The following is a 22915-nucleotide window of genomic DNA, read 5'->3' as shown; positions in this document are numbered from 1 at the left end:
AGGTTCGCTTTCCGGACGGACTCCGGGCCGTCCAAGCGATCGGGGGCCTCCGGAACCCTTCACCCTCCTGCACAATCGACCAGATTCGATCGTCACGTGCTCCTGTGACGACCGGTTCTCGACGGCCCGCCGCCGAACGAGGCGGCCAGCAGGGCGAGCCACACCCCGACGAGCACCAGATGCGCGCGCTGCGGGACACCGTGCCAGCCCGGCCGGCCGATGAGCGGTCCGACCGTGAGCAGGGCGGTCGTCAGGGCCGCGGCCAGGACCCACGGCCCCCAGCGGCGGACCAGCGGCCACCGGGTGCCGCCCGCCGCGGACGCCACCATCAGCACCATCGAGGCGAACAGCGCGGCGTGGGCCAGCGCGCTGGTGGCCGTGTGCAACGGGTTGACCACCTCGCAGGCGCTGTTCACCGAGGGGGCGCAGCGCATCGGCACGATGACGTCCGCCACGGAGGAGGCGGCGAAGGCGACCAGCGACCAGCGGCTCGCAAGGACGCAGCGGCTGCTGCCCGGCGGGCACGGAAGGGGAGCCGCTCCCGCGGCCACGAGCAGGGCGGTGACGATCTCGATCGCGCCGAACAGCCCGTGGAAGCGCTGGTCGGCGGCGTAGAGCTCGCTGACGTAGGAGTGCCGGGCGTCCAGGCCCGTGGGCAGGACCAGCTCCAGCAGCCAGGCGTTGTAGGCCACCGCCGCCGCGGCCAGCAGCCACGCCGGGCGCAGCTCGCGCGCGGCCGCCCGCGCCCCGGCGGCGGCCGGGGCCGGGCGGGGCCCGGCCTCCTGCGACCGGGGCACGAGCGGCGCGTCGGACATGGGAGGCGGTCTCAGATCCGCCGCCGGGCGGTCCGGCTCACGGCGCTCCCCCGGATCCGGCGTTCCGGTTCTGCGGGCCGTAGGCGGGCCCGGGCTCGGTCGGCGGCTTCGGCGAGGGCGGGGCCGTGGGAGGAGACGGCGGCGGGGACGTGTACGGCTTCGACGGCTCGGTGGCGGTCGGCTCCTCCGTCGGCGGCAGGGCCGGGCCGGACGTCACGCCGCCCTTGGGGGGTGGGACGGGGCGGTCCTTGCTGCCGTCGGTGCCGACCGGCCGTTCGAACCACTGGCCGGTGCGCGGGTCGTAGATGATGATCACGGCGATGGCGGTGCGGGCCGGGGCGACGGCGACGGTCTGGGACGACTTGTACGTGCTCCAGCTCTGGCCCCGGGTCTTCTGGCTGCCCTTGATCGCGACGGGCGGGCCGAGCGGGTTGCCGCAGGCGCAGCGCACCCGGGGCATGCCCCGGTTGTCGGCCAGGACGGCCGTTCCGGCCTGCAGCACCGCCTGGTAGGGGGTGGCCGAGCCGTCCTTGTAGCCGTGGTTGGTGACACGGGTGTCGGAGCGCAGCTGCACGGGGGTCAGGCCGCGCAGGTAGCCGGGGATCTCACCCGGCTGGATGCCCGCCGCGCTCGCGAAGGCGCGGGACTTCGCCTGATCGCCCGTCAGGTACTTGATCTGGCGCTCCACGTCGCAGCTCGACTCGTTCTCGCTGCCGCCGTAGAGACCGGGGCTGGAGCCCTCGATGGTGCGGGTGCCGCCCGGGGCCGGGGAGACGGGGGCCGCGGTCGCCTCCTTCGTGCCCTTGTCCTCGGCGGTGGACGGGGTGAAGGGGTCCCTGCCCTCGGCCGAGGCGGCCTGGAGGAAGACCTCGCCGCCGCCCTCCGGCCGGAGGAAGAAGACCGCGAGCGCCGCCACGACCACCGCGAGGCCCCCGACGAGGGCGACCTTGGGACCGGACCGCCACCAAGGGGGCCTGGGTTCATCGCCGGGCGGCTGCGCGGCGTGGTCGCCGGTCGGCGGAGCGGGAGGACCGGGCGGCTCGGGGCCCGAGGGCACGCTCCGGGTGCCGCCGGACGAGGGCCAGTCGGCCCGGGTCGGCTCGGGCGGCTCGGCCGGGGTGGGCGGGCCGGCCTGGCCGGATCCGCTTCCCCCACCGGAGAGAGGGCCGGACGGCGGGCCGGTGGGGCGGTCTTCTGACGGTGGTTCGGACGACACGGGCCCTGCTCCTCCGTTTTGGTCCTCTGGTGGGTCCTGCGCTGGGATCTCGCCGCCCCCCGTGGTCATTGTGTGCCGCAGACCGGCACGGGCCGCAAGCGGGGTTCGCCCGGGGAGGGGTGGCCCGGGAGGCGGATCCCGACAGGTGGAGCGGGCCGCGCGGGCGTACGTTGAGCCTTGCGGGCTCCCTCCTCCGGAGCCCGGGTACCCGACCGTCGACGAGGCATGCGGAGGCAGTGTGAGCCAGCCGCCCGGGGGCGCGCCCTCCTTCGTCCGCGTCTGGTGGGACGCCTTCGCCGCCGTGGCCGCCGCCGTGGCGGCGATGTTCGCCGTCGCCGCGCTCGGGCTGTGGGCCGCCGGCGCCGACGGCCTGCCGGGCGCGTTCCCGGCCGTGACCGCGGCCACGGTCGTCTCGGCCGTGGGCGGCACGGTGGAACTGTCCGGCGGCGCGGGCGTCCTGGGCCGTACGGGGGCCTCGCTCGACGTCGTGCCGCTCTCGGTGACCCTGGCCGGCGCGGTCGCCCTCGCCGTCGTCTTCCTGCGCCCGCTGCGCCACCACGCGGTGGCGGGCGGGCGGGAACTGCTCGCCCGCGTAGCCCGTACGGCCGTACTGTGGCTGATCGCCCTGCTGCTCATCGCGCTCGGCGCGCGGCACACCTTCCGCATCGACCTGGGCGACTCCCTCCTCGGCGACATCGGGGAGGCCCTGGACGTCTCCCCCAGCGTCGGGTTCCGCGCGGTCGTCGGGCCCACCCTCGGCTTCGGGCTGCTGTGGCTGCTCGTCCTGCTCGCCGTGGCGGTCGCGGCCTCCCGCAAGACGCCGCTGCCGTCGCGGCTGCTGCGCTTCCAGGACCCGGTGCGCCCCGCCGCGTTCGCCGTGCTGGCGCTGCTGCTCGGCTACGTACTGCTCGGCCTGCTCATCGGGCTCGTCGCCGCCGTCACACGCGGCAACCCGGCGGGGACCATGGCGGTGCTCCTGCTCGGCCTGCCCAACCTGGCCTGGATCTCCCTGGGCCTCGGCCTCGCAGGCTCCTGGGAGGGGCGCGTGCCGGGCCAGTCCCTCGGGCTGCCTCTGCCCAAGGCGCTCACGGCGGTGCTGCGCGGGGGCGGTGACGAACCGTCCAAGGTGACCGTCTCCTCGCTCGCGGAGCACGACGGGCGGGCGTGGCTGCTGGTGGCCCTCGCCGTGGTCGCCCTGCTCGCGGCGGCCTTCCTGCTGGCCGTGCGGTCCCCCGCGACGATGCAGCCCTGGGAGCACGCGATGCAGATGGGGGCGGCGCTGGCCGTCACGCTGTTCGTCATCGGCGCCCTCACCCGCATCTCCGCCCGCGCCGGGCTGTCGCTGCTGGGCATCGGCGACCTGTCGTCCTTCGGCGGCGAGGTCGCCCTGACCCCGCACCTGCTGACGCTGACCGCCGTGGGCCTGCTGTGGGGACTGGTGGCGGGCTACCTGGGCAGCCTCCTGGCCCGGAGGGCCGGACGCCGGGGCCTCGCGGAAGAGGCCGGCAAGCCGTAGGGGCAGGTCGTTCCGCTCACCGCCACCGTTCGGGGAAGACCGCCGCCGCCCACGCCGGCGGCTCCGGGACCTCCGCCGGCTCGTCCGGCGGTACCTCCGGCGGCCGGGAGGTCGTACCGCGGTCGCCCGGGACCCTTCCGGGCGTCGCCGCCGTCGCGGAGCGCAAGGCCGCCACGAACAGGCAGCAGCTCTCGAAGCGCTCGTCCGGCGTCTTCGCCAAGGCCTTGCCCAGGACCTCATCGGCCGCCTCCGGCAGCCCGGGCTGCCGTTCCGACAGCCGCGGCGGCGCGTCGTACTGGTGCGCCCACAGCAGCGCCATGTCGTCCTCGCGCCGGAACGGCGGCGCTCCCGTCAGCATTTCGAAGACCACGCACCCCAGGCTGTACACGTCGCACCGCCCGTCGACCGGCTTGCCCGCGATCTGCTCGGGGGCGACGTAGTCCAGCGTGCCGACGAACTGGCCCACCCGGGTGTACCCGGTCAGCGACAGGGACTTCTTCGTCAGCCCGAAGTCGGTGAGGTACACGTGCTCGGGGTGGTCGGCGTCGGTGCCCTCGGCCACGAGGATGTTGCCCGGTTTGACGTCCCGGTGCACGAGGTCGTGGTCGTGGGCGGCGTCGAGGGCGGAGGCGACCTGGCCGGCGATGCGGCACACGGCGTCCGGCGGCAGCGGCCCCTCGCGGTCGAGCAGGGCGCGCAGGTCCTGCCCGGCCACGTACCGCATGGCGATGTAGAGCAGCCCGTCGGCCTCCCCGGCCTCGAACACCGGGACGATGTGCGGGTGGTCGATGGCCGCGGCGACCTGCGACTCGTGGCCGAAGCGCTTGCGGAAGGTGTCGTTGCGGGCCAGTTCGGGGGCGAGCAGCTTGAGCGCGACGATCCGGCCGAGCCGCAGGTCGCGGGCGCGGTAGACGACGGCCATGCCGCCGCGCCCGATTTCGCTCTCCACCTCGTAGCCGGCGATGCGTCGGCCGATCAGCTCGGACGGGCGTTCACCGGCCCCGGCCATCAGCTCTCACCGCCGGGCCCGGCCGGGGAGGCGAGCGCGGCCATGGCCGTGCCGTCGAAGTAGCACCACACGTCCCGTCCGGCGTCGTAGAGCCAGACGGCGTCGCCGTCCACCACGGCCCCGATCCGCAGCCCCCGGGTCGTGCGGCCGAAGGTCTCCCCGTCCGTGCGCCCGGCGGCGAGGTCCTCCACCGCCGTGCGGTACTGCCCGAGGGTCTCCTGAACGCGGGCCAGGAGGGCGCGCGCGTCCTGCGTCCGCTCGGGCAGGCCCCCGGCCGCGGGCGGTCCCTGCGGCAGCGAGACCAGGAGCCGGGCGTCGGTCCACGCGGCCCAGCCGTTGGAGCACAGCACCTGCCCCCATTCGCCGCGGCGCTCCACGAGCCGTACGGGCAGCAGCGGGTCCAGCGGCTGGGTGGGGACGGTCCCGTCGGGGGCGGTCCAGGTGGCGAGCCCGCCGGGGGGCACGACGTGGGTCGGCAGGAATCCGGGGATGCCGGACGCGCTGCCGGGCGAGAGGGGGACGGTGCTCATGACTGCGACTCCGTCACTTCCGCATGACCGCGGGCTCGTGGCGGCGCAGGAGGCGGGCCACCAGGAAGGCGAACACGAGGGACAGGAGCACCATCATGCCCATGTCGAGCAGCCAGGTGCCGACGGCGTGCCGGAAGAGCGGGTCGCCTCCCCCGGCCGACGGCGGGAGCTGTCCGGTGGCGGGCGGGATGTGGGTGAAGTCGATCGTGGAGCTCATGGCCGCCAGGGCCCAGCGCGAGGGCACCACCCAGGAGAGCTGCTCCAGCACCAGCTTGTCGTTGAGTTCGATCATTCCGCCGCAGAAGACGACCTGGACCAGGGTGATGAGCACCAGCAGCGGCATGGTGACCTCTTCGCGGCGGACGATCGCCGACACCAGGAGGCCCAGCAGCATGGAGGTGAACGACAGCACCGCCAGGGCCAGCGTCATCTCGATCAGGGGCGGCATGAGCACGCCCTTCCCGCCGGGCGCGCGGGTGTCCACCCCGCCCAGGCCGACGATGGACAGGACGATGGCCTGCCCCACCGTGATCACGCCCAGGACGAGGATCTTCGACATCACGTAGGCGGACCTGGACAGGCCCACGGCTCGTTCGCGCCGGTAGATGACCCGTTCCTTGACGAGTTCGCGCACGGCGTTGGCGACGCCCGTCAGCACGCCGCCGACGCACAGGATCAGCAGGACCGTGTTCGCCTTGTCGGCGGAGGCGAAGCGGGTGCCCGAGGACAGCCGGGCCATCGCGCCGGTGACGAACGGCAGCACGATCATGATGATCAGGAAGGTGCGGTCGGTGCTGAGCGCCCTCACGTAGCGGCGCATCAGGGTCCACAGCTGGGCGCCCCAGCTCTGGGGCTTGGCGGGCGGCGCGGGCGGCGCCTCCGGAGCCGTCGGCGCGGCCAGGCGCGGCTGTTCGGCGGCGGCCTCGACGAACTGCCGGTGCTGGGGCGAGGCACGGTACTCCCCCGTCCAGTCCCGGTCCTTGTCGTTCTCGAAGGCCTCGAACGCCTCGGGCCACTCCTTGAACCCGAAGAAGCCGGGCGTGTCGCCGGGTGGTCCGTAGAAGGCGGTCCGTCCGCCGGGGGCGAGGACCAGCAGCCGGTCGCAGACGTCCAGGCTGAGCACGCTGTGGGTGACGACGATGACCGTGCGGCCGTCGTCGGCGAGGGAGCGCAGCGTGTTCATCACCGAGCGGTCCATGCCCGGGTCGAGGCCGGAGGTCGGCTCGTCGAGGAAGAGCAGGGAGGGCTTCGTCAGGAGTTCCAGGGCGACGCTGACGCGCTTGCGCTGGCCTCCGGAGAGGCTGTGGATGGGCTGGTCGGCGCGCTGTTCGAGGCCCAGTTCGCGGATGACCTCCTCGACGCGGGCCAGGCGTTCGGCCTTGGCGGTGTCGCCGGGGAAGCGCAGTTCGGCGGCGTAGGACAGGGCGCGGCGCACGGTGAGCTGGACGTGCAGGATGTCGTCCTGCGGGACGAGCCCGATGCGGGCCCTGAGCTCGGCGTAGTCGCGGTACAGGTCGCGGCCGTCGTAGAGCACCGCGCCCTGGTCGGCGGGGCGCAGGCCGGTGAGGGCGTTGAGGAGGGTGGACTTGCCCGAGCCGCTGGGGCCGACGACGGCGAGCAGGGACTTCTCCTCGACGGGGAAGGAGACGTCGTCGAGGAGCCGCTTGCGGCCCCCGTCGGCCTCGACGTGGACGCACAGGTCCTGGACGTCGAGGGAGATCTCACCGCTGTCGACGTACTCCTGGAGCTGGTCGCCGACGAGGCAGAAGGCGGAGTGTCCGATGCCGATGATGTCGCCGGGGAGGACCGGGGCGCGGCGCACGGGGTGGCCGTTCAGGAAGGTTCCGTTGTGGCTGCCGAGGTCGACGATCTCGAAGGCGCCTCCCGGCCCGGAGCGCAGTTCGGCGTGGCGGCGGGAGACCACCAGGTCGTCGACGGCCACGTCGTTGTCGGGGCCGCGGCCGATGCGCACGGTGCGCGGGGGCAGCGGGCGTACGGAGGTGGGCTGACGGAACGTGCCGGTGGCGGCAGGCATGGCGACGGAGGAGGGACGCTCCGCCGGGGGCGGCGGTGGCGGCGGGACCGGGGGCGGTGCGTTCCTGAGGACGGCGGCGGGCCCGTCGGTGGGGTTGCCGAAGCGCAGGACGGTGCCGGGCCCGACGTCGAGGACCTGCACCCGGCGGCCTTCGGCCCAGGTGCCGTTGGTGCTGCCGGTGTCCTCGACGATCCAGTGGCCGGCGACCGGGCGCAGCACGGCGTGGTGCCAGGAGACCCGGTCGTCCTGCAGTACGACGTCGCTCCGGGGATCGCGCCCCACGAGGTAGGAGCGGACCGGGGCCATCGTCTTCGAGCCGCCTTCGGACTCGATGACGAGTCCGGGGGCGGAGGGCGCGGCGGGCCGGTCTCCCATACCGGTAATTTTACGGCGGGCCGCCCGCCCCCGCCTTTCGGTGACGGGTGGGCGGTGGCCATGGGTGGTGCGCGGTGGCCACGGGTGGAGGGAGCGGGAGATGGCGGTGGAGCCGGAGCGGCTGCCCGTGTTCGTCTACGGGACGCTGCGTCCCGGGCAGGTCAACCACGGGCACTACCTGCGGGGCCGCACGGTGGCCGAGGAGCCGGCGCGGCTGCGGGGCGCGGTGCTGTACGAGGGGCCCGGCTATCCGTACGCCGTGGCCGAGCCGGGCGGGGAGATCCGCGGGGAGCTGATCTTCGTCGCGCCCGGGGAGTACGCGGCGGTGCTCGCGTCCCTGGACGAGCTGGAGGAGTGCGGTCCGGACGGGCGCGGGGAGATGTACGTACGGGTCGGGCGGCAGGTGCTGCCCGACCGCGGGGGTCCGGTGCACGCCTGGGTGTATCTCGCGGCGGACCGGACGGCGCGGCGGCTGCGGGCGGTGGGGACACGGGTGACGGGCGGCAGCTGGCCGCACGGGCCGGCGTAGACAGCAGTACAGAAATTCCACCGTCTCACATAGCGAGACATTGACGGACGCCCGCAACCCCGACGCCGAACCCTGCCTCTTCACTTGCAGTTTGACGCCGCGTCACGGCCCAAGCACCTTGCGTTGAGGCATTGTTAACAGTTGATCAACTGTCCGGACATCACGCCTATCTGATCTTTTCATGCCCATGCCAGTACGGGCAGAGTCGTCCGCGGGACCACAGGTTCCCGCGGTGCGCGAGTGACGGCACCGCGTGCAGACAGGCGGACGGCTGACCACCGAACCGCCCTTGACGCAAAGGGCGCTGAACTTGCGTACGACCCCCACAACCCGCAAACGAATACTCATCGCCGCCGCGACGATCGTGGCCGCGGCCACCATGGCGGGCACGGCGTCCGCCGCCCCGTCTCAGCCCATGGACACTGCCGACTCCCTCCGGGACCGGGCCCGCGCCGCGGCCGCGGACTCCTCGGTCAGAGCCGCCGCCCTCGCCGCCGACGCGGAGACCGTGAAGGCGGCCACCGCCGCCGCCCTCGCCCACGCGGACGCCACGGGCGTCGGCAAGAACGAGACGCTCCGCGTCAAGGACACCCTCATCGATCCCGAGGGCAAGCGCCACGTCCGTTTCGTCCGGGCCTTCCAGGGCGTCCCCGTCGTCGGCGGCGACCTCGTCGTCCACCTCGACGCGAAGAAGAACTACCTCGGCGTCACCCGGGCGATCCGGCACCGGGTCTCCGTGCCCTCGGTCGCCCCGAAGCTCACCGCGCCGCAGGCCGCGGCGAAGGCCGCGAAGTCGGTGGACGGCAAGGCCGCCAAGACCGAGCTCGTGGTCGACGCCCGCAGCACCGAGCCCGTCCTCGCCTACCGCGTGACCGTCACCGGCAGCGGCAAGGCCGAGACCGGCGTCAGCCACAGCGTCGTCGTGGACGCCGGCAGCGGCAAGGTCATCAGCAGCACGCCGCTCAGCGACGGCATCATCTCCCCCCGTCTGAAGGCCAAGCTGCGCAGCGAGGGCAAGGAGGCCGTGCCGCGCACCGGCGCCAAGACCACGCCGCCGGCCAAGGCGCGGTCCGGCACCCAGTTCCCGGCCCAGGTGGGCGGCACCGGCGCCTCGCTGTTCGCGGGCAACGTCCCGCTGACGACCACCCAGACGGCGAAGGACTCCTTCGTCCTCAAGGACCTCAGCCGCGGCGGCGGGGAGACCCGCGACGCCCAGGCCAAGGAGCTCGACTCCTTCGCGGCGGGCAAGGCGTTCACCGACGCGGACAACCGCTGGGGCGACGGCACCGCCACCGACAACGCCACCGCCGCCGTCGACGCGCAGTTCGGCATCACGAGCACGTACGACTACTACAAGGCGACGTTCGGCCGGAACGGCATCAAGAACGACGGCTCCGGTCCGCGCGCCCTGGTGCACTTCGGCGACAAGGTCGGCAACGCCTTCTGGTCCCCCGAGTGCGGCTGCATGCTCTACGGCGACGGCGATGGAGAAACGTTCAAGCAGCCACTGGTGGCCCTGGACGTCACCGGCCACGAGCTCAGCCACGGCGTGATCGAGGCGACCGCCGACTTCCAGCCCACGCGGGTGGACGCGCGCCAGAACCAGTTCGGCGAGGCGGGCGCGCTCAACGAGTCGCTCGCCGACATCTTCGGCGCGGGCGTGGAGTTCCGGACGAACAACGGCGGCAACCCCCCGAACTACCTCCTCGGCGAGAAGCTCGGCCTGGAGCAGAAGTTCCTGCGCCGCATGGACAAGCCGTCGCTGGACGTCCTCGAGGGCACCGTCGACTACTGGGACGAGGGCTCCTACGACCGTGAGGTGCACGCCGGCTCCGGCGTCTCCTCGCACGCCTTCTACCTGCTGGCCGAGGGCAGCGGCAAGAAGACCATCGGCGGCGTGGAGTACGACTCCCCCACGTTCGACGGCAAGGCGGTCACCGGCATCGGCCGGGAGAAGGCGCAGCAGATCTTCTACCGCGCCCTGACCCGCTACATGGTCTCGACGACCGACTTCCACGAGGCCCGCGTCGCCACGCTGCAGGCCGCCGCGGACATCCACGGCGAGAAGAGCGCCGAGTACAAGGCGGTCGACGCCGCCTGGGCCGCGGTGAACGTGACCGCGGCCAACACCCCCAAGGAGGGCCCGGCCGTCAAGCGCTGACGGTTGCCGCCGGCGCCCGCCCGGTCCGCTCCCCCGCACCTCGCGCGGAGGAGCGGGCCGGGTTCCGTGTGATCCACAACATCTGGCCCGGTGAAGGGGATGTTGTTATGGTCGTCGCCACCAGTGGGTTGGGCGTTCAAACCCACCCCGGACGCTACTGGTCGGCAGCCAAGCACAGGTCGACGACAGGTCGACAACAGGTCGACGACATAGGGGGAGCGCAGTGTCGGCAAACGCAGGGACGGTCACGGGCGCCGAGGAGCTCAAGGCCCTCAACGCCGAGCTCGCGGCGTCTTTGGACGGCGAGTTCACCAGCGAGTACGCGGACGTCAACGGTGTCCGGCTGCACTACGTGACCGGCGGTCAGGGCGAGCCGCTGGTGCTGCTGCCCGGCTGGCCCGAGACGTGGTGGGAGTACCGGAAGGTGATGCCCGCGCTCGCCGCCCGCTTCCGCGTGATCACCGTGGACATCCGCGGCATGGGCGGGTCGAGCAAGCCGGAGTCGGGCTTCGACAAGAAGAACATGGCCCGGGACATCCGCGAGCTGGTCCGCCACCTCGGCTACGACAAGGTCAGCATCGCCGGGCACGGGATCGGCGCCATGGTCGCCTTCGCCTACGCGGCGAACCACCCCGACGCCGCCGAGAAGGTGGCGATCCTCAACACCACCCACGCGGACGAGAGCTACTACAAGTTCCCCATGCTGCCCAATCCCGGCGACAAGGGCCCGCACCGCTGGTGGCTCGCCTTCAACCAGGTGGCCGACTTCCCCGAGCAGATCCTGACCGGCCGCTACCGCCACATCATCGACTACATGTTCGGTCTGAGCCTGGTGAACCCGGACGCGATCACCGACCGGGACCGGGACGTCTACGCCCGGGCGTACTCGTCGCCCGAGGCGATCCGGGCCAGCAAGGGCTGGTTCCAGTCGTACCAGAAGGACATCGCGGACTTCGAGTCGTACGACAAGATATCCGTGCCGATGCTCGGCCTCGCGTACGGGACGTTCTTCGAGTACATGCGAGAGGTGTTCCCCCGGCAGGGCACCGACGTCCGCATGGCCGAGATCGAGGGGAGCCGCAACTACCTGGTCGAGGAGCAGCCGGAGGCCGTCACGCGCGCCCTCCTGGAGTTCCTCGGCTGAACCCGGCCCGCGGCGGACGCCGCACGCCGGGGCTTCGCCGCCCGGTGCAGCGCCCGCCGCTCGGCCTCGCTCGTCCCGCCCCACACGCCGCTCTCCTGTCCGGACTCCAGTGCCCAGCGCAGGCACTCCGCGCGCACCGGGCAGGTGCGGCACACCGATTTGGCGTCCTCGGTCTGTACGAGTGCGGGACCCGTCGTACCGACGGGGAAGAACAGCTCGGGGTCCTCGTCGAGACAAGCGCCGTACTGTCGCCAGTCCATGTGGCGATCCATGGAAACGATCCCTCCGGTCGGGTCGGTCGGGTGTGTGGGGTGAGTGGGTCCCTCTCCCTACTCCGCGTTACCCGGGATCCGTGAGGTATCCGTGTGAACGTCACACCATGTGGACGTCGATACCTGACAGAGCGGGTGGCTCGGAAGGGTGGCGCGCCCGGCTGATCGGTAGGTAGTGGTTCCACGCCCACGCCTCCCTTGAGCCCCAGGACGGTCAGCATGCTCGCGCCACCTCCCGCCAGCGCCGGTACCCGTAAGAGCCCGCCCGCGCCCGCCGCCGCCACGGAGGCGGGCGCCGGGCTGCCGCGCGGGCTCAAGCAGCGTCACCTGTCCATGATCGCGCTGGGCGGTGCCATCGGAGCGGGCCTGTTCGTCGGCTCCGGGGTGGGGATCAGGGCCGCGGGGCCCGCGATCGTCGTCGCCTACGTGCTGGCCGGCGGCCTGGTGCTGCTGGTCATGCGGATGCTGGCGGAGATGTCCGCCGCCGACCCGGCCACCGGGTCCTTCTCCGTGCACGCGGCCAAGGCGCTCGGCCCCTGGGCCGGTCTGACGGCGGGCTGGCTGTACTGGTCGCTGCTGGTCGTCAGCGTCGCCGCGGAGGCCCTCGGGGCGGCGGACATCATGACGGGTCTGCTCCCCGGGGTTCCCGGGTGGCTGTGGATGACGCTCTTCATGGCCGTGTTCACGGGCAGCAACCTCGCCGCCGTCCGGCGCTTCGGCGACCTCGAATTCTGGTTCGCCGGCCTGAAGGTCACCGCCATCTGCGTCTTCCTCCTGCTGGGGGCGCTCGCCGTCTGCGGCCTCCTGCCCGGTTCCGCCGCGCCGGGCGCCGCCCACCTCACCGGCCACGGCGGCTTCCTGCCGCACGGCTGGCACGGGCTGGCCCTCGGCCTCGTCGCGGCGGTCTTCGCCTACGGAGGGCTGGAGACCGTCACGATCGCGGCCGCCGAATCCGCCGACCCGGTCAGGGCGGTGGGCCGCGCCGCCAGAACCGTCGTCTGGCGGATCTGCTTCTTCTACATCGGCTCCATGGCCGTCATCGTCACCCTGCTGCCCTGGGACAGCAGTACCGCGCACACCAGCCCCTACAGCGGCACCCTGGAGCGCATGGGCGTCCCCGGCGCCGGGCACCTCATGAACGCCGTGGTGCTCGTCGCCCTGCTGTCGGCCATGAACGCCAACATCTACGGCTCCTCCCGCATGCTGTACTCCCTCGTGCACCGTGGCGATGCGCCCCGCGCCCTCGGCCGCGTCACGCAGGGCGGCGTCCCGCGCAACGCCGTCCTCGCCTCCGCCGCCTTCGGCTTCGCGGCGGTCGTCCTCAGCGTCATCTGGCCGGGCACCGTCTTCCGCTTCCTGCTCAACGCCGTGGGGGCCACGATCCTGATCGTCTGGTTCCTCATCGGCCTCTCGCAGCTGCGCCTGCGCCGCCGCCGCGCCGCACGCGGGGAAGCCGGACCGCCGGTGCGCATGTGGCTGTTCCCCCACCTGACGCGGCTGGCCCTGCTCGCGATCGGCGCGGTCCTGGTGGTCATGGTCCTCGAACCGGACTCCCGTACGCAGGTCCTGTGCACGGGGGCCTGGGCGGCGCTGCTGATCGTGTGCGGTCTGGTGAACGGGCGCCGGGGCAGGGCGCGGCGGGCCGCACACGCCGGGGCCCGGCACCGGGCAGGGTGACGGGCCCGGGGCCCGGCGTGTGCGGCCCGCGGATCACGTCGGCCGCTTCGGCCGCTTCGGTCACCGGTCACCGGTCACCGGTCACCGGTCACACCGAGAGGCCGACCCCCTGCTTGCGGTACCGGCCCGGCGCCACCCCGTACTCGCGCTTGAAGGCCTTGGCGAAGGCGAACTCCGAGGTGTACCCCGCCCGTTCGGCGACGGTGCGCAGCGGGGCGTCGCCCTCGCGCAGCAGCCGGCCCGCCGTCGTCATGCGCCACCACGTCAGATAGGCGAGCGGCGGCTGGCCGACCAGCGCGGTGAAGCGCCGGGCGAAGGCGGCGCGGGACAGCGCCGCCCGGGCGGCGAGCTCCTCGACGGTCCAGGGCCGCGCCGGTTCGTCGTGAATGGCGTGCAGCGCGGCCGTGACGGCCGGGTCGCTCAGGGCCGCCGCCCATCCGGACGGCTCCTCGGGGCGCTCGGTCAGCCACCAGGTGCGCAGCAGGTAGAGCAGCAGGGTGTCGAGGAGCGCCGGCACGACGGCGTCGGATCCGGGCTGGGGATCGGCCAGTTCGGCGCCGAGCAGGTCGACGGCGGCGCGCAGCCGGTCGTGGGCTCCGATGCGGGCCGGGAGGTGGATGAACGGCGGCAGGTCGGTCAGGAGGGGGTGGGCCCGCGCCTTGTTCAGCTGGTAGGCGCCGCAGAGCATGATGGTGTCGTCGCCGTGGACGGGCCCTTGGTGACGGAGCGACGGCCAGGAGCCGTCCGTCTTCAACCAGGCGTCCTCCAGCGGCGTGCCGGGGTCGTCGGCGATGCCGTGCCCGTACCCGTGGGCGAGGAAGACGACGTCGCCCGGGCCGAGGCGGGCGGGTTCGGCGCCGCCGGGCGGCAGCAGCCATGCCGAGCCCTGGAGGACCACGTGGAAGCCGGCGCCTTCGGAGGCCGGGAAGCGGACGCCCCAGGGCGCGCGCTTGACCGAGCGCGAGGAGTGGGGGCGTCCGGTGCGCATGGCGGCGATCGCGTCGCTCAGTACGTCCATGGCGGTACCTTACCGCCGCGATCGCACCCTGCCGCCGTGATCAAAAGACGCTGGGACATAACCAGGAGGCTTTCGGATATGGATCGTCTTCCGTCTCCTCCATACGGTCGTTCCCATGACAACTTCTTCTGCACACAAGACAGTCACCGGCGCAGCGGTCACCCGGGCGGTTCTCTTCCATGAGCTCGGCGGTCCCGAGGTCCTCAGGGTCGAGGACGTGCCGCTTACACAACCCGGGCCCGGCGAGGTCCTCTTCCGCGTCGAGGCGATCGGCCTCAACCGGGCCGAGGCCCTCTTCCGCGCGGGCGGCTACTACTACCGGCCGACGCTGCCCGGCTCCCGGCTCGGCTACGAGGCCGCGGGGGTGGTCGAGTCGGTCGGCGAGGGCGTGGCCGCGTTCGCCCCCGGCGATGCGGTGATGGCCGCGGCCAACTTCGACTTCGGTGTCCACGGGGTGTACGGCGAGCACGCCGTCCTGCCCGAGACGTCGCTGGTGCACCGGCCCGAGGGCGTGGACGCGGTCACGTCCGCGGCGGCGTGGCTGTCGTACTCGACGGCGTACGGCGGCATGGTGGAGACCGGCGGGCTGGCCCCGGGCGACCATGTGATCATCACGGCCGCCTCCAGCGGTACGGGGACGGCCGCGATCCAGACGGCCCTGCGGATGGGTGCGATCCCGATCGCCACCACGCGCGGCGAGTCCAAGCGGGAGCGGCTGCTGGAGCTCGGCGCGGCCCATGTGATCAGCACCGGCTCCCAGGACCTGGTCGAGGAGGTCGGGCGGATCACCGGTGGCCGGGGTGCGCGGATGGCCTTCGACGGAGTGGGCGGCCCGGGCTTCGCGACCCTCGGCGACGCACTGACCCCGGGCGGCACGATGGTGGCCTACGGCTTCCTGGACCCGCGCCCCATCCAGCTGTCGATGAACTGGCCGCTCACCGTCCACGCGTACGCCAACGGAGTCACGTGCCGCGACGAGGCGTACCGCCGCCGTGCCGCCGCCTTCATCGGTTCGGGCCTGGCGGGCGGCACGCTGGAGCCCGTGATCGCCGAGACCTTCGACGGCCTGGAGCGCATCACGGACGCGCACCGCCTGATGGACTCCAGCACCTTCACCGGAAAGATCGTGGTGAAGGTGTGACCACCGGGGCGGCGACGAGCCGGGCCCGGCCCGTGAACAGCCGCCGCGCGATGCTGCAGGCCCCTCTGCAAAGAGGGGCCTGCAGCCGCCCCGCAGCTACGGGGACAGGGGCGGCAAGTGATCGTTTCCGGCCGCAACGCAACCCCCGGATCGGGTGACCGGCCACGGTGGAGTGAATCGCACAAACGGCGACCGGCCCCCGGCCCAGAGCCCGCGGGCCGGTTGACGCCTCCTCGAATTCCCGAGCGACGAAACGCCCTTGGAGGGCCGTGACGCCCCCGATCAGGGGTCGTTTTCCCGATCGCTCGTCCGATCCGTACGTCAACGAGGAGGCGTAGTGCATCACCATCACGAGGGCCCCGCGCACACCGGCGGGGTGCATCCGGCATTCGAACACCGTCGGCCGGCAAGGCCCGTGGGATCCGGCGCGGCCACCTCCGGGAGGTGGCCGTCATGAGGCAGCGGGCGCGCTACACGTGCGCGGTCGACGTGATGGTCCTGCTGCACCGCGACGACGGCCGCGTCCTGCTGCTGCGGGGGGCCGGGGACGTGTACGCCGCCGGTCTCCTCGCCCCGCCCGGCGGGCATCTCGAGGACGGCGAGACCCTGGCCGACGGTGCGCTGCGCGAAGTCGCCGAGGAAGTCGGAGTCGCCATCGACCCGGCCGACCTGGAGTTCTGCCACCTGATCCACCACCGCAACCCCGAGGGGCAGGCCCGGGTCGGGGTCGTCTTCACCGCGCAGCGGTGGTCGGGCGAGCCGCGCAACCTTGAGCCGGAGAAGTGCTCCACGCTCGTCTGGGCCGACCCGGCGCACCCGCCCGCGGATTGCGTGCCCTGCACCGCCGCCGTCCTCGGCAGGTTCGTCTCGGGGGCGCTGCTGTCCACCCACGGCTGGGACGGGAAGCCGGGAGGCGCGGCATGAAGAGGCGCGGCATGAACATGAAGAGGCGCGGCATGAAGCAGAGGAACACGAATCCGGGGAAGCAGCAAGACCCGAGCGAGGGCGCCACGGCGGGAGACGCGGCGACCGGGAGCCGGCCGGATTCGGAACAGCTGCTGTTCGGCGGCCCGCTGCTGTACGACAACGGGTGGGCCCAGCACGAGGCGGCGTACTTCGAGATGTCGCTGTGGGCTATGGCCCTGCGGCTGCCCCGCCTCGTCCGCTCCACGGTGCGCCTGGCCCGGCAGGCCGACCGCCGGTCCCTGGCCGTGGTCGGCGCCGCCGAGCTGATCCGGGGCGCGGGGCAGGCCGTGGGACTGGTCGCGGTCAACGGCGTCCTGACCGCCTTCCTGGCCTCCGGGACCATCGCGCAGCGTCTGCTGGCGGCCGCACCGGCGATGGTGGTGGTGACGCTCGCCGGGACGGTGAGCGCGCTGGCGGCGTCGGCTTCGACGTCGGGCACGGGCCGGCTGGAGCCGAAGGTCGAGCGGGTGGCGACCGAGCAGTACCTGGAGCGCGTGGTCCGGGTCGAGCTGGCGGCGATCGAGGACGCGGACTTCCACCGGCTGCTGGATTCGGCCCAGTACGGGGCCGCCTCGGCGCGCCGCATGATCAGCTACTGCACCGGCGTCATCGGATCACTGGTGTCCTTCGCAGCAGCCGCCGGCGTGCTGACGGTGCTGCATCCGGTACTGCTGCCGCTCCTCGTCCTGATGACCGTGCCGCGCTCCTGGGCCGCCCTGCGGAACTCACGGACGCGGTACGCGAGTTACCTGCGGTGGGTGCAGCACTCGCGGGCCGGGAGGCTGCTGAGCCAGACCCTGATGCGGACGGGGCCCGCCCCGGAGATCCGCGTCCACGGCGTCGGGCCCTTCCTCGTGGATCACTTCCGCAGCATGTCGCAGGACTCCGAGGCCGAGCAGTCGCGGCTGGCCGACAGCGCCGCCCGGGTCCGGCTGGTCGCGTCCGCGCTCACCGGCGCCGCCACGGCCCTGACGTACCTGGCGCTGATCGGGCTGCTGGCGGCGGGGGCGATGGACCTGTCGGTGGCGGGCACGGCGGTGCTGGCCGCACGGACCGGCGGGCAGAGCCTGTCCACCCTCGTCCTGCAGGTCAACAACCTCTACGAGGAGGCCTGCTACGTACAGGACCTGGAGCGTCTGTGCCGGGAGGCGGCGGAGCGGGCCATCCCCGACGGCGGGCTGCCCGTGCCCGAGCGGCCGGCGCTGATCCGCTTCGAGAACGTCACCTTCCGCTATCCCGCCGACGGCCCCGGAGGCTGCGAAGGTTCCGAAGGTCCCGAAGGCTCTGAAGACTCCGAAGGTTCTGAAGGTTCCGAAAGCTCCCGGCGCCGCGAGCGGCCGGCGCTCAGGAACGTGTCCCTGGACATCCCCGCCGGAAGGATCGTGGCGCTCGTCGGTGTGAACGGCTCGGGCAAGACCACCGTCGCCAAGCTCGTGGCCGGTCTGTACCGGCCTGACGCCGGGAGCATCCTGTGGGACGGCGTGGACGCCGGCGCACTGGACCGGGCGCAGCTGTTCTCCCGGATCGCGATGGTCGGCCAGGACTTCCACCGGTGGCCGTTCACGTGCCGCATGAACGTGGCCATCGGCCGCACCGACCGGCCGCTGGACCAGCGGGCGCTGGAGGAGGCCGCAGTCCACTCGGGCGCCGACAAGGTCGTGGCGGAGCTGCCCAAGGGCTGGGACACGCTGCTGTCCAAGGGCTACAAAGGAGGCCATCAGATCTCCGGGGGCCAGTGGCAGCGGCTGGGCATCGCCCGCGCCCGCTACCGCGACGCCCGCATCCTCATCGTCGACGAGCCCACCTCGGCCCTGGACGCCCGGGCCGAGCTGGAGGTGTTCGAGCAGATCCGCAGACTCGCCGACGGCGGGCAGACCGTCGTCCTGATCACCCACCGCCTCGCGTCCGTGCGGCACGCCGACGTCATCCACGTGCTGGAGCAGGGCGAGCTCCGGGAGAGCGGCACGTTCGAGGAGCTGCTGAACACGCCCGGAGGCGTCTTCCGCGGCCTGTACGAGCTGCAGCGCGGGCAGTTCCAGGACGTGCCCGTGCCGGAGCAGCGGCGGATGGCTTAGTGGGGGCAGGCGGTGCAGGTACGGACGATGTAGATGCGTGGATGCGAGACACGTAGATGCGAGATGCGTAATTGCGGCCCCCGGGCGGTTTCCGTCCGGGGGCCGCATGACGTTCCGGTCGGGTCATCAACGCGCGTAGAAGCGCTGTCACCGAAATGCCCGCCTCCACATCGCCCGCGTCCGGCGGCCGACGGCTCATCATTCAGCACCATGGACATGGGCTTCCCGACCGATGCGGCGGCTCCCCCGCCGAACGGCGCCCGCAACGGGCCCGCCGTCTCCCGCGAGGAGTTCGACGCGCTCTTCGGCAGGGTCCGCACGTGGGGCCGCTGGGCGCCCGCCGACCGCGGGGCCTGGAACCGGGTGACCGCGGACCACGTCCGGCGGGCGGCCGCCCTGGTGCGGACGGGGACCGTCGTGCCGATGGGGCGGCCGTGGGACACCGTGCCCGGTCCGGACAACACCAGGCCCGCCCTGCGCTACATGTCCGACCTGGGCGACGTCGAGGCGCCCGAGCCCGCCGTCCACAAGGACTTCATCGGCGCCGACTACCACGGCAAGGCCGTCAGCCATCTGGACGCGCTCTCCCACATCGCCTACCGCGGGCGGTTCTACGGCGGCGGCACGGCGCGCGACCTCGTCGGTGCCGGAGGGGCCCGCTTCGGGGAGGTCGCGGCGCTCGGCCCCCTGGTGACCAGGGGGGTGCTCCTCGACCTGCCGGCCGTCATGGAGACCCCTTGGCTGGAACCGGGGCAGGCCGTGCACGCCGCGGACCTCACCGCCGCGGAGACGGCGCTCGGCGTGACGATCGGCGAGGGCGACGCCGTGCTGCTGCGGACCGGCCGCTTCCGGCGCCGCCGGGAACTGGGCCCCTGGGACCCCGGTGCCTCCTGCGCGGGCCTCCACGTGAACGCCGTGCCCCTGCTGGCCGAGCGCGGTATCGCCCTGCTCGGCGGCGACGGCGACAGCGACGTCCGGCCCTCCCCCGTCGAGGGCCTGCACTCCCCCGTCCACACGCTCGCCATCGCCGCGATGGGGGTGCCGCTGCTGGACAACCTCGACCTCGAAGAGCTCTCCGCCGCCTGCGCCGGCACGGGCCGTTACGCGTTCCTGCTCCTCGTGGCGCCCCTGAGCATCCCCGGTGGTACGGGCTCCCCGGTCAATCCCGTGGCAGTGCTCTGACGGCCGGGCCGCACCCGCCACCCCACCACTGTCACCGACCGCCACTGACCGTGACCGGACGACCGCGCACGCCCAGCCCGTTCCGATATGTCGGCAAAGTTCTAAAATGGAACAACAGTGCAGCCACCCCGGTACGGGTGGCCATCGGCGCACGTACCGATGAGGAAGTGATCCGGATGGGGCTCGTGGCGGACGACATCGGTCCCGTACGCGCCCGTGAGCAGTTCCTTCGCGGCGGGACGGTCGAGGACGCCGTGCGCAGCCCGATCCTGGACTCGTGGCAGCGCAGCCGGGCGCTGGGGCTCTCCCCGGACGGCTGCGAGCTCCCCTACACGCAGGACCTCGACCTCGACGGCCGCCTCATCCGCGCGGCCGCCCCCGTGATGGGCCGGCTGCAGGCCATGTTCGACGGCAGGAGCATGAACATCTCCCTCGCCGACGCGCGCGGGGCGGTGCTGCAACGCCGGTTCGGCGAGGCCGCGATGGTCAGGCACCTGGCCGCGATCCAGAGCGTCCCGGGCTTCGTGTTCGCCGAGAAGTACGGCGGGACCAACGGCATCGGCCTGGCCCTCGCGGAGCGGCACCTGGTCAACATCTACGGCGCCGAGCACTTCGCCGAGCGCTCGCAGGCGAACGCGTGCGTGGCGATACCCGTACGGGACCTGCTCAACGGGCGCATCGAGGGGGTCCTCTGCCTCGGCTACTCCTACGCGGACGCGGACCCGGCGCTGGACGTCGTGATCCGCAGGGCGGCCGGCGCCATCGAACGGCGGCTGCTGGAGCAGAGCTCGGCGCGGGAGCGCGCCCTGCTGCAGGCCTACCTCGACGCCAGGCGCCATGCACCGACCGACGGCACGCCCGTCAACGGGCAGCTGGGCGAGCTCGCCGCGAGCGGCCTCGACTGGCGCGACCAGATGATCCTCAAGGAGAAGGCCGGCGAGCTGCTCGCCTCGGCCCAGCGGGCCGCCGTCGAGGTGATCCTGCCCGGCGACCGGCGGGTCACCCTGCTGAGCCGCCCGGTGACGAGCCCCTCCGGCGTGGAGGGCCTCGCCGTCGAGGCGGTCATCCCCTCGCGGCACCAGCGCCTCGCCGTCTCCGCCGAGTCCGGGCCGCCCCTCGGCGCTCCCCCCGGCCTCCTGGCGCAGCAGGCCCTCACCGACGTCGTCCCGCCGCCCGGGCGCCTTCCCGGCCGCCCGTCGCCCGGCCGGGACACGGCGACGGCCCGCAGGCCGGACGCAGCAGGCGCGCCCGGCACTTCCGGCACTCCCAGGACTCCCGGCACTCCCAGCACTTCCGGCGCACGCGGCGCACGCGGCGCGCCCGGCGGCGCAGGCCTGCCCGCCGTCGCCGGCGGTGCGACCAGCGGGCTGGTGCTGGTGGGCGAGCCGGGGGTGGGGAAGTACGCCGTCGCGGCCCGCCGCCGCCTGGAGCTGCTGTCCGAGGCCAGCACCCGCATCGGCACCACGCTGGACGTGAGCCGCACCGCCCTGGAACTCGCCGAGATGGCCGTCCCGCGCCTGGCCGACTACGTCACCATCGACCTTCCCGCGGCGGTGCTGCGCGGCGACGAGCCGTCCGACCCCCGCAAGGACCTCCACCGCACGGTGGTCCACGGCATCCGCGACGACTGCCCCTTCTACCCCGCCGGCGAGCGGGTCGACCTCAAGCGGACCACGCCGCAGCTCCGCTGCCTGACCAGCGGGGAGAGCATCCTGGAGCCCGATCTGCGGGCCGCCCCGGGCTGGATCTCCCAGAACCCCGCGCGCGCCCAGCGCCTCCTGGCCCACGGCGTCCACTCCCTCATCGCAGTCCCGCTCCTCGCCCGCGGCATCGTCCTGGGCACAGCGAGCTTCTACCGCTCCCAGGACCCCTCGCCCTTCGGCGACGACGACCGCTCGCTGGCGCAGGAGCTCGCCACGCGCGCCGCCATCTGCATCGACAACGCCCGCCGCTACACGCGCGAGCACAGCATGGTCCTGGCCCTGCAGCACAGCCTGCTGCCGCAGGGCTTCCCCGAGCAGAACGCCGTCGAGGTCGCGCACCGTTACATGCCCGCCGAGTCCGGTGTCGGCGGGGACTGGTTCGACGTCATCCCCCTCTCCAGCGCCCGCGTCGCCCTCGTCGTCGGGGACGTCGTCGGCCACGGGCTGCACGCCGCCGCCACCATGGGCAGGCTGCGCACCGCCGCGCGTAACTTCGCCGAGCTGGACCTGCCTCCCGACGAGGTCCTCACCCACCTCGACAACCTCGTCGGGCGCCTGGACCGGGAGGAGTGCGGCGAGGACCCGTCCAGCGGCAACACCGGCATCATCGGCGCCACCTGTCTGTACGTCATCTACGACCCCACCTCGCAGCAGTGCACGATGGCCCGGGCCGGGCACCCACCGCCCGCGCTGGTCCGCCCCGACGGCGCCGTGACCTTCCCCGAGCTGCCCGCCGGCCCGCCCCTGGGGCTGGGCGGCCTCCCCTTCGAGAGCGCCGAGTTCCTCCTCCCCGAAGGCAGCCAGCTCGTCCTCTACACCGACGGGCTCATCGAGGACCGCCACCGCGACTTCGACGTGGCCCTGGAACAGCTGTGCCGGGCCCTGTCCCACCCGAACCGCCCGCCCGAGGAGACCTGCCGGGAGGTCGTCCGGACCGTGGTCCCCGAGCACCCGGCCGACGACATCGCCCTGCTCGTGGCCCGCACCCACACCCTGGACCCGCACCGGATCGCCGTCTGGGACCTGCCCGCCGACCCGGCCCTCGTCTCCTCCGTCCGCGCGGCCGTCACCGCCCGCCTGACCGAGTGGGGGCTGGAGGAGCTCGCCTTCACCACCGAGCTGCTGCTCAGCGAGCTGGTCACCAACGCCGTCCGGTACGGCACCGGCCCCATCCAGGTGCGCCTGCTCTACGACCGCGCGCTGACCTGCGAGGTCGCCGACACGAGCAGCACCGCCCCGCACCTGCGCCACGCGGCCACCACCGACGAGGGCGGCCGCGGCCTGTTCCTCGTCGCCCAGCTCTCCCAGTGCTGGGGCACCCGTTACACCGCCGGCGGCAAGGTCATCTGGGCGGAGTGCGCCCTGGAGGTCGGCGGCAAGCCCTTCGGCGCCGAGGCGTTCCTCGACGACATTCCGGCGCTCTGACGGCCCATCCGGCGCCGGGGCCCGCGGTGGCCGTAGCATGATGAAAGCGATGAAGGCGATAAAAACGATAGAAATGATGGAATATCTGCATTGCGGTAACTGGTCCTGACAGGTCCCGGAGAAGTC

Annotated in this window: 17 protein-coding genes; 10 read left to right on the top strand and 7 right to left on the bottom strand. The window is 73.1% G+C overall.

All coding sequences use genetic code 11. The features are described from left to right. Positions 1–92 precede the first annotated feature (92 nt). Together FGW37_RS31145 and FGW37_RS31140 are read right to left on the bottom strand one after the other, a co-directional pair. Positions 93–815, bottom strand: a complete 723-nt coding sequence (locus FGW37_RS31145) for a DUF998 domain-containing protein (protein WP_179084124.1) — start codon at positions 813–815, stop codon at positions 93–95. Between the two features lie 37 nt (positions 816–852). Continuing rightward, positions 853–2031, bottom strand: a complete 1179-nt coding sequence (locus FGW37_RS31140; RefSeq protein WP_179084123.1) for a DUF6777 domain-containing protein — start codon at positions 2029–2031, stop codon at positions 853–855. Positions 2032–2269: 238 nt separating this feature from the next. Here FGW37_RS31140 and FGW37_RS31135 point away from each other — a divergent pair, with 238 nt between their 5' ends. Beyond that, positions 2270–3547 carry a streptophobe family protein gene (locus FGW37_RS31135; protein ID WP_179084122.1) on the top strand — a complete coding sequence of 426 codons (1278 nt, stop codon included), beginning with the start codon at positions 2270–2272 and terminating at the stop codon, positions 3545–3547. 16 nt (positions 3548–3563) lie between these two features. On the opposite strand, the gene FGW37_RS31130 is transcribed toward FGW37_RS31135, so the two are convergent. Genes FGW37_RS31130 through FGW37_RS31120 form a run of 3 tightly spaced genes read right to left on the bottom strand, consistent with a single transcriptional unit; the run spans position 3564 to position 7496 of the window. Then, positions 3564–4556: a serine/threonine-protein kinase gene (locus FGW37_RS31130; RefSeq protein WP_179084121.1), complete on the bottom strand. Its 993-nt coding sequence runs from the start codon at positions 4554–4556 to the stop codon at positions 3564–3566. Further along, positions 4556–5086 carry a hypothetical protein gene (locus FGW37_RS31125; RefSeq protein WP_179084120.1) on the bottom strand — a complete coding sequence of 177 codons (531 nt, stop codon included), beginning with the start codon at positions 5084–5086 and terminating at the stop codon, positions 4556–4558. Before FGW37_RS31125 ends, FGW37_RS31130 begins: the two co-directional genes overlap by 1 nt. Positions 5087–5099: 13 nt before the next feature. Beyond that, positions 5100–7496 (bottom strand): FHA domain-containing protein, encoded by a 2397-nt coding sequence (locus FGW37_RS31120; RefSeq protein WP_179084119.1) that lies wholly within the window; start codon positions 7494–7496, stop codon positions 5100–5102. Positions 7497–7596: 100 nt separating this feature from the next. On the opposite strand from FGW37_RS31120, the gene FGW37_RS31115 reads away from it, so the two are divergent. The 3 genes from FGW37_RS31115 (at position 7597) to FGW37_RS31105 (ending at position 11330) form a co-directional block, all read left to right on the top strand. After that, positions 7597–8025 (top strand): gamma-glutamylcyclotransferase family protein, encoded by a 429-nt coding sequence (locus FGW37_RS31115; protein WP_179084118.1) that lies wholly within the window; start codon positions 7597–7599, stop codon positions 8023–8025. A gap of 310 nt (positions 8026–8335) precedes the next feature. Then, the gene (locus FGW37_RS31110; protein ID WP_425506622.1) at positions 8336–10186 is read left to right on the top strand and encodes a M4 family metallopeptidase; all 1851 of its coding nucleotides are present in this window, start codon (positions 8336–8338) and stop codon (positions 10184–10186) included. Between the two features lie 223 nt (positions 10187–10409). Next, complete coding sequence (locus FGW37_RS31105) at positions 10410–11330, top strand: alpha/beta fold hydrolase (RefSeq protein WP_179084117.1); 921 nt, start codon at positions 10410–10412, stop codon at positions 11328–11330. Here the strand turns inward: FGW37_RS31105 and FGW37_RS31100 are convergent. Further along, entirely contained in the window at positions 11270–11590 is a 321-nt protein-coding gene (locus FGW37_RS31100; RefSeq protein ID WP_179084116.1) for a WhiB family transcriptional regulator, read from the bottom strand. The two genes, FGW37_RS31105 and FGW37_RS31100, sit on opposite strands and share 61 nt — an antisense overlap. A gap of 231 nt (positions 11591–11821) precedes the next feature. Here FGW37_RS31100 and FGW37_RS31095 point away from each other — a divergent pair, with 231 nt between their 5' ends. Continuing rightward, positions 11822–13279, top strand: a complete 1458-nt coding sequence (locus tag FGW37_RS31095) for an amino acid permease (RefSeq protein WP_179084115.1) — start codon at positions 11822–11824, stop codon at positions 13277–13279. A gap of 88 nt (positions 13280–13367) precedes the next feature. Here the strand turns inward: FGW37_RS31095 and FGW37_RS31090 are convergent, their stop codons facing one another. Next, a complete protein-coding gene (locus FGW37_RS31090; RefSeq protein ID WP_179084114.1) occupies positions 13368–14297 on the bottom strand; it encodes an AraC family transcriptional regulator in 930 nt (309 codons plus the stop codon). A 115-nt stretch (positions 14298–14412) separates the two neighbouring features. Between FGW37_RS31090 and FGW37_RS31085 the strand changes: the two genes are divergently transcribed. The 5 genes from FGW37_RS31085 to FGW37_RS31065 all read left to right on the top strand — a co-directional run bounded on the left by FGW37_RS31085 (position 14413) and on the right by FGW37_RS31065 (position 22789). Further along, on the top strand, positions 14413–15438 hold the full coding sequence (locus FGW37_RS31085; protein ID WP_179084113.1) for a zinc-dependent alcohol dehydrogenase family protein: 1026 nt from the start codon (positions 14413–14415) through the stop codon (positions 15436–15438). A gap of 453 nt (positions 15439–15891) precedes the next feature. Next, positions 15892–16362, top strand: a complete 471-nt coding sequence (locus tag FGW37_RS31080) for an NUDIX hydrolase (protein WP_179084112.1) — start codon at positions 15892–15894, stop codon at positions 16360–16362. 32 nt (positions 16363–16394) lie between these two features. Continuing rightward, positions 16395–18479, top strand: a complete 2085-nt coding sequence (locus FGW37_RS31075; protein WP_179084111.1) for an ABC transporter ATP-binding protein — start codon at positions 16395–16397, stop codon at positions 18477–18479. Positions 18480–18695: 216 nt separating this feature from the next. Further along, positions 18696–19661, top strand: a complete 966-nt coding sequence (locus FGW37_RS31070) for a cyclase family protein (protein ID WP_179085013.1) — start codon at positions 18696–18698, stop codon at positions 19659–19661. A 176-nt stretch (positions 19662–19837) separates the two neighbouring features. Beyond that, positions 19838–22789: a SpoIIE family protein phosphatase gene (locus FGW37_RS31065; protein WP_179084110.1), complete on the top strand. Its 2952-nt coding sequence runs from the start codon at positions 19838–19840 to the stop codon at positions 22787–22789. The last annotated feature ends 126 nt before the right edge of the window (positions 22790–22915 follow it).

This window comes from Streptomyces rectiverticillatus (genome assembly GCF_013394065.1).
Classification (GTDB): domain Bacteria; phylum Actinomycetota; class Actinomycetes; order Streptomycetales; family Streptomycetaceae; genus Streptomyces; species Streptomyces rectiverticillatus.
Note: the sequence above shows the minus strand (reverse complement) of the source record. Positions and strands in the feature narration are given on the sequence as shown.

Bases quoted from the DNA above. Each gene is read 5' to 3' on its own strand.
- FGW37_RS31145 (WP_179084124.1), bottom strand. From the start codon at position 815: ATGTCCGACGCGCCGCTCGTGCCCCGGTCGCAGGAGGCCGGGCCCCGC.
- FGW37_RS31130 (WP_179084121.1), bottom strand. From the start codon at position 4,556: ATGGCCGGGGCCGGTGAACGCCCGTCCGAGCTGATCGGCCGACGCATC.
- FGW37_RS31125 (WP_179084120.1), bottom strand. From the start codon at position 5,086: ATGAGCACCGTCCCCCTCTCGCCCGGCAGCGCGTCCGGCATCCCCGGA.
- FGW37_RS31120 (WP_179084119.1), bottom strand. From the start codon at position 7,496: ATGGGAGACCGGCCCGCCGCGCCCTCCGCCCCCGGACTCGTCATCGAG.
- FGW37_RS31115 (WP_179084118.1), top strand. From the start codon at position 7,597: ATGGCGGTGGAGCCGGAGCGGCTGCCCGTGTTCGTCTACGGGACGCTG.
- FGW37_RS31100 (WP_179084116.1), bottom strand. From the start codon at position 11,590: ATGGACTGGCGACAGTACGGCGCTTGTCTCGACGAGGACCCCGAGCTG.
- FGW37_RS31095 (WP_179084115.1), top strand. From the start codon at position 11,822: ATGCTCGCGCCACCTCCCGCCAGCGCCGGTACCCGTAAGAGCCCGCCC.
- FGW37_RS31090 (WP_179084114.1), bottom strand. From the start codon at position 14,297: ATGGACGTACTGAGCGACGCGATCGCCGCCATGCGCACCGGACGCCCC.
- FGW37_RS31085 (WP_179084113.1), top strand. From the start codon at position 14,413: ATGACAACTTCTTCTGCACACAAGACAGTCACCGGCGCAGCGGTCACC.
- FGW37_RS31080 (WP_179084112.1), top strand. From the start codon at position 15,892: ATGAGGCAGCGGGCGCGCTACACGTGCGCGGTCGACGTGATGGTCCTG.
- FGW37_RS31075 (WP_179084111.1), top strand. From the start codon at position 16,395: ATGAAGCAGAGGAACACGAATCCGGGGAAGCAGCAAGACCCGAGCGAG.
- FGW37_RS31070 (WP_179085013.1), top strand. From the start codon at position 18,696: ATGGGCTTCCCGACCGATGCGGCGGCTCCCCCGCCGAACGGCGCCCGC.
- FGW37_RS31065 (WP_179084110.1), top strand. From the start codon at position 19,838: ATGGGGCTCGTGGCGGACGACATCGGTCCCGTACGCGCCCGTGAGCAG.